Consider the following 12,026-nt stretch of genomic DNA (forward strand, 5'->3'; position numbering starts at 1 on the left):
GTCATGTCCCGCCTGCTGCCTGGAACCCGTGCGCTGCGGACGCTGGAAGCCGCCGGCCGGCATCTCAACTTCACCCGCGCCGCCGATGAACTCGGGTTGACGCCAGCGGCGGTCAGCTACCAGATCAAGGAAATCGAGGACCAGCTCGGCCTTATCCTGTTCACGCGCACCAGCCGCAGCATCCGTCTGACTGAAGCCGGGCTTGCCCTGGTGGATGCGTCGGCAGATGCATTGGAAACGCTCAACAGGGCGGTCACCAAGGCAAAAAAACTTTCGCGGGGTGCGGCGCAGCTGAAGGTGACGGCCAGTGCGGAATTCGCCACGCGCTGGTTGCTGCGGCGTGTCGATGGCTTCCGCAAGCTATATCCCGACATCGATCTGCGTTTCGACATCACCTATGACGTGCGCGACTTCGATCGCGACGATGTCGATGTCGGCGTTCGCTTCGGTACCGGCAGATATCCGGGGCTTCATGCCGAGAGACTGTTCGAGAACGTCATCATTCCGGTTTGCAGCCCCGAATTGCTGCGCCAGGGACCGCCGCTCAACGAACCGCGCGACCTGCTCAAACACACGCTGGTTCACATCGAATGGGTGCGCCAGGGTATTGTCTGGCCGAACTGGCGCATGTGGATGGCGGCGGCCGGGGTGGAAGATTTTGACGACAGCCGCACCGTGGTGATGACGACGTCGACGGATGCCATCGCCGCTGCCGCCGGCGGAAACGTCGTGGCACTGGCCGATTTCGCCATGGTTGCCAACGATCTGTCGGAAGGTCGCCTGGTGCGACCGTTCGAGCTCGGCATCAAGGTGCCGCCGGAATTCGCCTATTTCCTGGTCTATCCGGAAGCGTCGGCGCAGGATGCGCGTATTGTCGCCTTCAAGGACTGGATCCTGGCCGAGGCGCATGCGCCTCTGGTCGATACCGCGCGGCGACCGTGGGACGATTTCTAGCCGACTTGGGCAAAGCGCCAGACGGTCGTTCGCTTGACCTCGGCATCCTCCAGCGCACGCGTTACCGGCACTTGATAGGTTGCCAGCCGTTCCAGGCCGGTCTTGGGCAGATAGGCACGGCCGGGATCCCCGATCAGGATGTCGGCCCCACGCGCCGTCAGGGCGGAAAACCATGGCAGCAGCCGCTCTGCGAACGGCTTTTCGTAAAAGACGTCGCCGGCGAGCACCACATCCCAGCCGCTGTCAATGCCGACCTGATCCTGGCCGTTGAAACCAACTGCCACATCATTCGCCATCGCATTGAGACGGATCGCGGTTTCGCAGAAAGGGTCGATGTCGGCGGCTTCGGCCGAAATCGCCACAGCTCTCATCGCCGCGATGGCGACGAGACCCGAGCCTGACGCGAAATCAAGAACGCGGCGGCCACGAACTGTCCCCGGATGGTCGAGTATGTAGCGTGCCAGACCTTGCCCGCCGGCCCAGGCAAAGGCCCAGAATGGTGGCGGCAGACCGATTTCGGCAAGCTCTTCCTCGGTGCGCCGCCACAGATCATGCGCCTCGTCAGCAAGGCGCAGCGTGATTTCGGGCACGTGCGGCGGCGCCATCGGCGCCGTGTTGTCGAGAATGAAGCGTTCGGCGGTTTGCGGCGTCAGCGTCACGGTGCGGGGTTGAGGCCGCCCATGCGACAGACTTCCTTCCACTCTTCCGGCGTCACCGGCTGCACCGACAGCCGGCCAAGCCTGACCAGCGCCATTTCCGACAGCTTCGGGTTGTTCTTGATGTCCGCCAGCGTCGGCGGTGTCGGCACGTCGCGGACGGCGCGGATGTCGACGCACTCCCAGCGCGGATCGTCAGTCGTGGTGTCGTGATGCGCCAGTGCGCAGACCTCGGCAATGCCGACGATGTTGAGCCCTTCGTTGGAATGATAGAAGAAGCCGAGATCGCCGATCTGCATCGCCTTCATGTTGTTGCGTGCGGCATAGTTGCGCACGCCGTCCCATTGCGTGCCGGCCTTGCCCTTCTCCTTCAGCATGTCGAAGGAGAATTTGAACGGTTCGGATTTGAAGAGCCAATAGTTCATCGTGGTCCCTCTGCTGCCCGGAAATAGCTGGTTTTGTTGTTCGCAGGTTCCTACTGCGACCTGCCTGCCGGCTCAGGCTTCGGCCGGCTTGTTGAAGACCCAATTCCACGGCTTGACGTCGACGCTCTCGAACAGGCCGGCCTTCGCGTAAGGGTCGGCTGCGGCAAGCGCTTCTGCGGCGGTCAGGTCGGCTGCCTCGACGACGACAAGGCTGCCGTTCGGCTTGCCGTCGGCGTCGAGAAAGGGGCCGGCGAAGGCCAGCTTCTTTTCGGCGTTCAAGCCGTTGAGAAAGTTGACGTGATCCGGGCGCGCATCGAGGCGAACCTGGAGATGGGCGGGTTTATCCTTGCAGATCAGCGCAAACAGCATCGTGCTTCCTCAGTCGATTTCGGTTTAGTCTGTCTCGGTTTTTAGGGGCCGCGTCATCAGCATGGAGACGGCCTCGCTGATGGTGATGGCGCCTTCCAGGATGGCGGCGACGGCGGAGATGATCGGCGCGTCGATGCCCTGTTCGGCGGCAAGGCGGGCGGCGATCGCCGCCGTCGGCACCCCTTCGGCCAGCGGCCGGCCGGCCAGCGTCTCGCCGCGTCCGAGAGCCAATCCGTAGGCAAAATTGCGCGATTGCGCCGATGAGCAGGTGAGCATCAGGTCGCCGAGGCCGGAAAGCCCCATCAGCGTCTCCGGCCTGGCGCCGAACGCCGCGCCGATGCGGCGCAACTCGACAAAACCGCGCGTCACCATGGCGGCCTGGGCGCTGGCGCCGAGGCCGGCTCCGTTCACGGCACCGGCGGCGAGTGCGAAGACATTCTTCAGCGCGCCGCCGATCTCGACGCCGACGAGGTCGTCGCTGGAATAGCAACGCAGGTTTTGCGCGGAAAACAGTGCCGCAAGTTCGGCCGCCAGAACCTCTTCACGGGCAGCAACGACCACGGCGGTCGGCAAGCCCTTGGCGACGTCGGTGGCAAAGCTCGGCCCCGACAGGGCAGCGATCGGATTTTCGGGCAGGATCTCGCCGGCTATCGCCGAAAGCAGGGCGCCGGTGTCGCGCTCGATACCCTTGGCGCACAAGACCAATGGAGTGCCACCAGCAACGTGTTGCCTGGCTTCGCCAAGCACCTGGCGCAGCGACTGCGCCGGCGTCACGACAAGGATGCAATCGGCGCCACCGAGGACCTCACCCAACGATGAACTCGCCTCAATGCCCTGGTCGAGGACGATGCCGGGCAGGTAACGCGGGTTCTCGCCCCGGCGGATCGCCGCCACCATGTCAGCGTCGCGGGCCCACAAGGACACCTGATGGCCGGCGCGCAGCATTGCCTGCGCCAGCGCGGTTCCCCAGGCTCCGCCGCCCAGAACAGCGATGCGGCGGACGATAACATGCGGTTCGCTCATGCCTTGGCTCCTCGCCTGCCCGAACCCACCACCGGCGCCGAAACAGCATCGAGTGGCCAGCGCGAACGCGGCACGAAGTCGAATGCGTTCTCTTCCTCGAGACCGGCGTTGAGGCGTTCGATGCCCGCCCAGGCGATCATTGCCGCGTTGTCGGTGCACAGTTTCAGCGGCGGTGCAACGAAGCGGAAACCCGCTTTGTCGCAAAGTGCTTCCAGCGCCGCTTTGATCATCCGATTGGCGGCAACGCCGCCGGCGACGACGAGCGCAGGCTGCTTTTGGTCCGGAAATTCCGCCTTGAAGCGGGTCAGGGCCCGCGAAACGCGGCCCGCGAGTGCGTCGGAAACGGCCGTCTGGAATGAGGCGCAGACGTCGGCGACGTCCTGTTCGGTTAGCGGTGCAATCGCCTGGGCGGCCTGGCGCACGGCGGTTTTCAGCCCTGAGAAGGAGAAGTCGGGCTGGGCCGACCCTTTCATGGGGCGTGGAAAGGCAAAGCGGCTCGGATCGCCTGTTGCCGCGGCCTTTTCAACATTGGGTCCGCCCGGATAGGGCAGGCCAAGCATCTTGGCGGTCTTGTCGAACGCTTCGCCAAGCGCGTCATCTATGGTGGTGGCCCAGCGCTGATAGTCGCCGACCCCGGCGACACGCACGATCTGGGTGTGCCCGCCGGAGACCAGAAGCAGCAGGTAGGGAAAGGCGAGGCCATCGGTCAGCCGCGCGGTCAAGGCATGGCCTTCAAGGTGGTTGATGGCGAGCAGAGGCTTGCCGGCAGCGGCGGCAATGGCCTTCGCCGTCATCAGGCCGACGATCAGGCCGCCGACAAGGCCGGGGCCGGCGGTCGCGGCAACAGCGTCAATGTCACGCAGGTCGGTGCCGGAATCGGCAAGCGCTGCCTCGACAATACCGTCCAGCGCCTCGACATGGGCGCGTGCGGCGATCTCGGGCACGACGCCACCAAATGCCGCATGTTCGGCGATCTGGCTAAGCACGACATTGGACAGGATTTCCGGCGCGGAAGCGCCATCCAGCGCCACGACGCTGGCTGCCGTTTCGTCACAGCTCGTCTCTATGCCCAGAACGCGGATCAATTCGCCGCAAACCTCGATGATTGCCGATCAGCAACTTCCCCGTTAGGAGAAGGCTGGATATGCGGAGCTCAGGCTCCGAGCCGGGGTTATCACGGACCGCGCTTGATGCAAACAACCTTGAAGATTGGAACCCGAGGCAGCCTGCTGGCGCTGGCGCAGGCGCATGAAACGCGCGACAGGCTGATGGCGGCGCATGGATTGCCGGAAGACGCCTTCGAAGTGGTGGTGATTTCGACCAGCGGCGACCGCATCCAGGATCGGCCGCTGTCGGAAGCCGGCGGCAAGGGGCTCTTCACCAAAGAGATCGAAGAAGCACTGCTGGACGGGCGCATCGACATCGCCGTGCACTCGTCCAAGGATATGCCGACGACGCTGCCGGACGGGCTGGAACTGTCCGCTTTCCTGCCGCGCGAGGATGCCCGCGAGGCTTTTATCAGCCCGAAAGCGGCGCGCATTGCCGATCTGCCGGCGGGAGCCAAGGTCGGTTCCTCCTCACTCAGGCGTCAGGCGCTGATCTGCAGGATGCGGCCCGATCTCGATGTGGTGTTGTTTCGCGGCAATGTGCAGACGCGGCTGCGCAAGCTGAACGAGGGCGTCGCCGATGGTACGATTTTGGCGTTGGCCGGGCTGAAACGGCTGGACCTGGAGCATATCGCCACCGATATCATGTCGCTGGAGGCGTTTCCGCCAGCGCCGGGCCAAGGTGCGATCTGTATCGAAAGCCGAATCGGCGATGGGAATGCCGGCACCATGCTGGCTGCCATCCACGATGTCCCGACGGGCCAGGCACTGGCCTGCGAGCGCGCTTTCCTCGCGGCGCTCGACGGTTCCTGCCGCACGCCGATCGCCGGTTATGCGACGGTGATCGACGGCAGGCTGTCTTTCTCGGGCATGATCCTGACGCCCGATGGCAGCGATGTTCGCGAAGTAGCGCGAAACGGGCTTGGCAGGGATGCGGCAGCAATCGGTGCCGAAGCCGGAGAGGATGTGCGGGCGCGGGCCGGCGCACACTTCTTCGAAGGCTGGAGCTGATGCGCTGCCGGGACGCCGGGAAATGAAACGCGTTTTGGTGACGCGGCCGGAACCTGGTGCCAGCCGGACAGCAGCGCGGCTCCGGGATCTCGGCTTCGAGCCGATTGTGCTGCCGCTTTCGGAAACATGCGCGTTACCGGCTGCCCTGCAGACGCCGCTCGAGGCCGTTTCCGCTGTGCTGGTGACCAGCGCCAATGCCGTGCGTCATGCGTCCGCAGGCATGCTGCGTCAGCTTTCCGGTCTGCCTTGCCATGTCGTCGGGCCCAAGACGGCCGCCGCGGCGCGCGCGGCGGGACTTTCCGTTGTCGAAACGGGATCGGGCGACGCCAGGCAATTGGCCGCGTTGATCGCACCTTCGCTTGCTGGCACCACCGCGATCTACCTGTGTGGTCGCGTCCGCTCCGCGGATTTCGAGATGTTTCTTGCCGATGCAGGCGTCAAGATCCTGCCGGTCGAGAGCTATGACACCTTGCCTGTCGACTATCCCGGCAAGGTGGTGGCGACCCAACTCGCGGGCCAGCCTGTGGCAGCGGCCTTGCTCTACTCGGCCAAGGCGGCGCAGGCCTATTCGATTTTGGTGCAACGGCCGGAATTGGCGCGCTACTTTGAAGGAACGCGCGTGTTGACGCTGTCGGCACGGGTCGCAGACGCGGTGGGCCAGGGTTTTGCAAGGCGGCCGGCGGTCGCAAGGAGTCCGGACGAAGACAACTTGCTGGCGTTGCTCGACGCGCCGGAATGAGGCTGCTTCATCATAGCGCCCCTTTTCACAGCTTGGAGGTGTGGTAGACCGTTTTTAGCCTGCCGCCTGACGGTCCGAACCATTTGGGGAGCCGAAGCATGGTCAAGACGCCCAAGACGCGCCATTCCAGGAGCCGTCGCGAACCGGTGACGATCGATCTCGATCCCGCCGATGTCTCGCGGGTGGGCGGCAAGGACCAGTCCGACACCGGCAAACAGCCGGAACAGATTCCGGGCGCTCAATCGCAAGCACCGGAAGCCGAATCGTTAGATGCGGCTTCGGCCGGCGCTTCCGAATCCAGCACGGCGACGTCGGAGGACAAAACCTCCCAATCGCGAGGTTTCGACTACGATTTCGGTGAGCGCGATGCCCGGCCACAGCCGAAGGCGGCGGAGGCTGCACCGGAAGCGACCAAGCCAACCGATCAGGGCAAGACCAATGGAGGCTTTGTGAACGATCAGCCTGCTGAACCGAAACGAGCCGGTGTCGGCACGCTTGCCGCCGGCGTGATCGGCGGTGTCGTGGCGCTTGCCGGTATGGGCATTCTGCAGGCAGCCGGCCTGTTCGGCACTTCCGATACGGCTGCCAAGAGCGAGATTGCAGGGCTGAAAAGCGAGGTCGCTGCGCTCAAGTCCAATTCCGATGGTTCCGCACAGCTGGCCACAGCCCTGGACCAGGTGAAGACCGATGTGGCTGCCCTGAAGACGGTACCGGCCGCAGGCGTCGATGAAGGGCGCGTGAAGGCGCTGGCCGACAAGATTGCCGAACTCGATACGGGGCTCGCCGCACTGCGCAGCGAAAGTGGCGCCGCAGCCGTCGATCTGGGTCCGTTGAACAGCAAAGTGACCACGCTGGATGCGCAGGTGCAATCGGCTGAGCAGGCTGCAGCCGCGCTGGATGGCCGTCTAGGTGCGGTCGAGCAGCAGGCGTCACAACTTGCCAGCAAGGTCGAAGCGCAGGCTTCGCAGCCCAAGATCGCGCTGGCCATCGCCGCTTCGGCGCTCAAGGCCGCGCTCGAGCGCGGTGCGCCGTTCACCGCGGAGCTCGATACGTTCGCGGCGGTCCGGCCGGACGCGCCGCAGATCGCGATGTTGCGCAGCTATGCCGAAAAAGGCATCCCGACCCGCATCGACATCGCGGCCGGGATGGGTGCCGCCGCCAATGCGATGGTCTCGGCGGCAACGCCGGTCGATCCTGACCAGAGTATTTTCCAGCGCCTGCTGACCAGCGCCGAATCGCTGATCAAGGTCCGCCCCATCGGTGCCGTCGAAGGCAAGGGCGCGCCGGAAACCGTGGCGCGCATGGAAGTCGCCGTGAACCAGGGCGACTATGCCAAGGCGCTCGCCGAATTCGACACGCTGCCCGACACGGCCAAGGCCGCGGGCGCTGATTTCGCCGGCAAGCTCAAGGCGCGGCAAGAGGCGGAAGCGGCGGTGAATGAGCTGGTATCCGGTGCAATGAAGGGGTGACGAGATGATCCGTATCCTCTTCTATCTGGCAATCATCTTCGCGCTTGGGCTGGGTTTCGCGTGGCTGGCCGACCGGCCCGGCGAAATGGTCGTCACCTTCTCCGGTTACCAGTACCAGGTCAGCCTGATGGTGGCGGCGATGGCTGTCGTGGCGGTGGTGGCTGCGGTGATGCTCACCTGGTGGTTGCTCAAGTCGATCTGGAACAGTCCCTATGCAATCGCCCGGCATTTCCGGGTGCGGCGCCGCGACCGTGGCTACCAGGCGCTGTCGACCGGCATGATCGCCGCTGGTGCCGGCGATGGCGCGCTGGCGCGTCGCAAGGCCAAGGAAGCGGTCAAGCTGATCCGCTCGGACCAGGAGCCGCTGATCAATCTCCTCGATGCGCAGGCGTCGTTGCTGGAAGGTGACCATGACAGCGCCCGCCTGAAATTCGAAGCCATGCTCGACGATCCCGAAATGCGCCTGCTTGGCCTGCGCGGCCTCTATCTCGAAGCCGAGCGGCTGGGCGACCGTAACGCGGCGCGGCACTATGCTGGTCGCGCGGCCGCGGTTGCGCCGCAACTGGCCTGGGCAGCCGAATCGACGATGGAAGAACTGGCCGCCAGAGGCGACTGGGACGGTGCCTTGACGCTGGTCGATGCGCAGAAGTCGAGCCGCCAGGTCGAACGCGATGTCGCCAACCGGCGCCGGGGCGTCCTTCTGACGGCCAAGGCAGAGGCGCTGCTGGACAGCGATGTCACCGGGGCCAAGGCGGCTGCGCTTGAGGCGAACAAGCTGCTGCCGGAATTCACTCCCGCGGCGATCGTTGCCGCCAAGGTGCTGTTCAAGCAGAACGACCTGCGCAAGGGCTCGAAGATCCTCGAAACGGCATGGCGTGCGGAGCCGCATCCCGACCTCGCCGATCTTTATGTCCATGCCAGGACAGCGGATGCCGTGCTCGATCGTCTCGGTCGCGCCCGCAAGCTGCAGGAGATGAAGAAAAACCACCCCGAATCCTCGCTTGCGGTGGCGCGGGCGGCGCTCGACGCGCAGGATTTTGCGCTGGCCCGCGAGGAGGCCGCGGCCGCGGCCCGCATGCAGCCAAGCGAAGGAACCTATCTGCTGCTCGCCGACATCGAAGAGGCCGATGGCGGCAATCAGGGCAAGGTGCGACAGCTGCTCTCGCAGGCCGTGCGCGCCCCGCATGATGCCGCATGGGTCGCAGATGGCGTCACCGCAGAACGCTGGGCGCCGATCTCACCGGTAACCGGGCGGATCGACGCTTTCGAATGGCGTGGGCCGGTGGAGCGCGCAGGCCGGCTGATCGAGGCAAGCCGCCCGGTTCCTGAAGTGGCGCCACCATCGCTTGCCGGTCCCGAGCGCGACGACGATGACGTTGTCGTGCTCGACGCGGAAACCGTTCCGGTTTCCAGCAGCGCGGCAGGGACACCCAGGCCCGCTCCGGCATTGGACGCCGATGAAGCACTGCATCAGCCCGACGATCCCGGCGTCGGACCCGAAGACGAGGTTGAAAAGTCGCGTCGTTTCCGCTTGTTTTGAAAAGCTGTGACTTGATCGCGCTCCGGAAAGGACCAGATTATCCTTATGTTCGAACGTGTTCTGTCTTTTCTGAAAGAATTGCCCGCTACCGGCGCGCGTGCCCATGCCGGGGCGGATGATCCGCGGGTGGCGGCAGCAGCGCTGCTTTACCACGTCATGAGCGCCGACGGCGTGCGCCAGGACGTCGAATGGGAGCGGTTCAAGGCCATCCTGGCCGAGACCTATTCCGTGGAGGGCCAGGAGCTGGAAGCACTGGCGGCAGCCGGCGAGAAAGCTGACAACGAGGCAATCGACTTTTACGCCTTCACCAGCATTCTCAAGCGGGATCTCGATCCGGAGCAGCGCAAGGCCTTCATCGGGCTGATGTGGGAAATCGTCTACGCGGACGGTGAATTGCACGAGCTTGAGGACAACACCGTCTGGCGGGTGGCGGAACTGCTCGATGTCGAGCGGGTCGACCGGGTGGCTGCACGGCGCAAGGCGGCAGCCGAAGTCCCCGGGGCCAAGGGCAACGCGAACGACGAATGAGCAGGGCCGGACATTCGTGAAAGCTGATCAGCGGCCCCGGATCCTGGTTGTTCTGCATCAGGAAAATTCCAGCCCTGGTCGCGTCGGCCACATGCTGATCGAGGCAGGTTACGAGCTCGACATACGTCGGCCACCGCTGGGTGATCAGCTTCCGCAAACACTCAGCCAGCATGCCGGGGCGGTGGTGTTCGGTGGGCCGATGAGCGCGAACGACGATCACGAGGAGTTCGTCCGGCGCGAGACCGATTGGCTGTCGGTACCTCTGAAGGAAGACAAGCCGCTGCTCGGCATCTGCCTGGGCGCGCAGATGCTGGTCAATCATCTCGGGGGCAAGGTCGACAGTCATCGCGACGGGCTGGTCGAGATCGGCTGGTATCCGCTGCGCGCCACCGAGGAAGGCAAGAAGCTGATGCACTGGCCGGAGATGGTCTACCATTTCCATCGCGAGGGCTTTTCGCTGCCGAAGGATGCGACGCTGCTCGCCACGTCGGACACCTATCCCAACCAGGCCTTTCGTTATGGTGACAAGGCCTGGGGCATCCAGTTCCACGGCGAGCTCACCCGCATGATGATGCAGCGCTGGGTCGTGCACGGTGCGCATCGTTTCGAGCTACCGGGCGCCCAGCCCGGCCGCGATCATCTCGGCGGCCGGTTGATCTGGGATATGCATCTGAAACGCTGGCTGGGCGAATTCCTGGAAACGATCTTCGGCCGGCCCGTCGCCTAAGTGGCCGGCTACTTAGGAATGTCGAGACGGCGTACCTTGCGCAGGTCCGGAAAAAGCGCCGCCCAGATGCCGGCCACCACGATGGCGCCGACACCGCCGATCACCACCGCCGGAACCGTGCCGATCAGCGCCGCCATGGTGCCTGCCCTGAATTCGCCGACCTCGTTGGATGCGCCAACGAAGACCTGGTTGACGGCATTGACGCGGCCACGAACCTCGTCCGGCGTCCACAATTGGATCAGCGTTTCGCGGATGTAGACGCTGACCATGTCGGTAGCACCGAGAAACGCCAGCGCGACGATGGACAGCCAGGTGACGGTGGATGCGCCGAACAGAGCCGTGAAGGCGCCGAACACGGCGACAAAGAAAAGCATGACGGCTCCGGCATGGTCGCGAAGCGGGTGACCGGCGAGCCAGACTGCCACGCAAAGCGCGCCAATGCCTGGAGCGGAGCGCAGCAGACCAAGACCCCAGGGGCCGAGATCGAGAATATCGCGCGCATAGACCGGCAGCAGCGCCGTGGCGCCGGAAAGCAGTACCGCGACGAGGTCGAGCGAGATCGCGCCCAGTACGACTTTTTCGCGCCAGATATAGTGGAAGCCCGCAAACAGGCTCTCCAGGCTCGGTTTGTCGGTCTCGTTGCGCTGGGCGGGTTTCGGGATGCCAAGGATCAGCAGAAGTGCGAACAGCATCAGCACGGTGGCGGTGCCATAGGCGACTTCGGACGACAGGCCATAGAGTAGGCCGCCGGCAACCGGGCCGATGATGGTCGCGGTCTGCCAGGCAGAAGAGTTCCACGCAATCGCATTGGCGAAGTCCTTGGGCGGCACCAAATTGGCTACCAGCGAAGCGGAAGCCGGACCGAAGAAGGCGCGGGCAATACCGAAAAGGAGAAGCACGCCGAAGACCGGCAACGGCGAATATAGCCCGTGCCAGGTCAAGAGCAGCAGCACCAGCGCGCAAGCTGCCTCCATCAGTGTTGCCAGCGCCATGATCCTGCGACGGCCGAAGCGGTCCGCGACGACGCCGGTGACCAGAACCAGGACGAGCGATGGCAGGAATTGCACGATGCCGACAAGGCCAAGATCGAACGGATCGCGCGTCAGGTCGTAGATCTGCCAGCCGACCGCCACGGAAACGACCTGCGTGGCAAAGGTGAGGAGAAAACGTGAGGCCCAATAGTTGCGGAAGGCGGTGTGACGGAAGGCAGCATAACGCTGATCCGGAGACGGTCGGGATTCGGAGGACATTGAATTCAGCCCCTGGCGGTTTACACAGGCCGGCCGGGCTCTTCCACCATGGGCGCTGTTCCGGTGCGGGAGCTATAAACCAGTTTGTCGCGCTGCGCGCGCATAAATTTCGCAATGCTTGCGGCCAGCGCGTTCTCGTCTCTCGCGGAAACGCGCTGGCTCTTTTTTATACAATTCCGGACGCAAAACCGCTGCGCACTTTTCCTGGAATTGCTTCACGGTGAAAAGT

The 12,026-nt window shown here is 64.4% G+C and carries 13 protein-coding genes; 7 read left to right on the forward strand and 6 right to left on the reverse strand.

The annotated features are described in order from the left end of the window. Positions 1 to 3: 3 nt before the first annotated feature. Entirely contained in the window at positions 4 to 954 is a 951-nt protein-coding gene (locus tag AC3WTO_RS12190; protein ID WP_492461004.1) for a LysR substrate-binding domain-containing protein, read from the forward strand. On the opposite strand, the gene AC3WTO_RS12195 is transcribed toward AC3WTO_RS12190, so the two are convergent. From AC3WTO_RS12195 to tsaD, 5 genes are all read right to left on the reverse strand, one after another. Continuing rightward, a complete protein-coding gene (locus tag AC3WTO_RS12195; RefSeq protein ID WP_492461528.1) occupies positions 951 to 1,559 on the reverse strand; it encodes a class I SAM-dependent methyltransferase in 609 nt (202 codons plus the stop codon). The genes AC3WTO_RS12190 and AC3WTO_RS12195 overlap by 4 nt on opposite strands. Positions 1,560 to 1,609: 50 nt before the next feature. Then, positions 1,610 to 2,035 (reverse strand): EVE domain-containing protein, encoded by a 426-nt coding sequence (locus AC3WTO_RS12200; RefSeq protein WP_239362381.1) that lies wholly within the window; start codon positions 2,033 to 2,035, stop codon positions 1,610 to 1,612. A 72-nt stretch (positions 2,036 to 2,107) separates the two neighbouring features. Continuing rightward, positions 2,108 to 2,404, reverse strand: a complete 297-nt coding sequence (locus AC3WTO_RS12205) for a YciI-like protein (RefSeq protein ID WP_492461005.1) — start codon at positions 2,402 to 2,404, stop codon at positions 2,108 to 2,110. A 24-nt stretch (positions 2,405 to 2,428) separates the two neighbouring features. Then, positions 2,429 to 3,427, reverse strand: a complete 999-nt coding sequence (locus tag AC3WTO_RS12210; protein WP_492461006.1) for an NAD(P)H-dependent glycerol-3-phosphate dehydrogenase — start codon at positions 3,425 to 3,427, stop codon at positions 2,429 to 2,431. Next, the gene (tsaD, locus tag AC3WTO_RS12215; protein ID WP_492461529.1) at positions 3,424 to 4,509 is read right to left on the reverse strand and encodes a tRNA (adenosine(37)-N6)-threonylcarbamoyltransferase complex transferase subunit TsaD; all 1,086 of its coding nucleotides are present in this window, start codon (positions 4,507 to 4,509) and stop codon (positions 3,424 to 3,426) included. Before tsaD ends, AC3WTO_RS12210 begins: the two co-directional genes overlap by 4 nt. 108 nt (positions 4,510 to 4,617) lie before the next feature. Here tsaD and hemC point away from each other — a divergent pair, with 108 nt between their 5' ends. The 6 genes from hemC (at position 4,618) to AC3WTO_RS12245 (ending at position 10,547) form a co-directional block, all read left to right on the forward strand. After that, on the forward strand, positions 4,618 to 5,544 hold the full coding sequence (hemC, locus tag AC3WTO_RS12220; RefSeq protein ID WP_492461007.1) for a hydroxymethylbilane synthase: 927 nt from the start codon (positions 4,618 to 4,620) through the stop codon (positions 5,542 to 5,544). A gap of 22 nt (positions 5,545 to 5,566) precedes the next feature. Next, positions 5,567 to 6,283: a uroporphyrinogen-III synthase gene (locus tag AC3WTO_RS12225; protein ID WP_492461008.1), complete on the forward strand. Its 717-nt coding sequence runs from the start codon at positions 5,567 to 5,569 to the stop codon at positions 6,281 to 6,283. 98 nt (positions 6,284 to 6,381) lie between these two features. After that, positions 6,382 to 7,752, forward strand: a complete 1,371-nt coding sequence (locus tag AC3WTO_RS12230) for a COG4223 family protein (RefSeq protein WP_492461009.1) — start codon at positions 6,382 to 6,384, stop codon at positions 7,750 to 7,752. A 4-nt stretch (positions 7,753 to 7,756) separates the two neighbouring features. Then, a complete protein-coding gene (locus AC3WTO_RS12235; RefSeq protein WP_492461010.1) occupies positions 7,757 to 9,292 on the forward strand; it encodes a heme biosynthesis protein HemY in 1,536 nt (511 codons plus the stop codon). Positions 9,293 to 9,337: 45 nt separating this feature from the next. Continuing rightward, a complete protein-coding gene (locus tag AC3WTO_RS12240) occupies positions 9,338 to 9,820 on the forward strand; it encodes a tellurite resistance TerB family protein (RefSeq protein ID WP_492461011.1) in 483 nt (160 codons plus the stop codon). A gap of 16 nt (positions 9,821 to 9,836) precedes the next feature. Continuing rightward, positions 9,837 to 10,547: a glutamine amidotransferase gene (locus tag AC3WTO_RS12245; protein ID WP_492461012.1), complete on the forward strand. Its 711-nt coding sequence runs from the start codon at positions 9,837 to 9,839 to the stop codon at positions 10,545 to 10,547. A gap of 8 nt (positions 10,548 to 10,555) precedes the next feature. On the opposite strand, the gene AC3WTO_RS12250 is transcribed toward AC3WTO_RS12245, so the two are convergent. Continuing rightward, positions 10,556 to 11,797, reverse strand: a complete 1,242-nt coding sequence (locus AC3WTO_RS12250) for an MFS transporter (RefSeq protein WP_492461013.1) — start codon at positions 11,795 to 11,797, stop codon at positions 10,556 to 10,558. Positions 11,798 to 12,026: the final 229 nt, after the last annotated feature.

It is taken from the genome of Mesorhizobium sp. EU05-FHT14A09 (assembly GCF_058790995.1).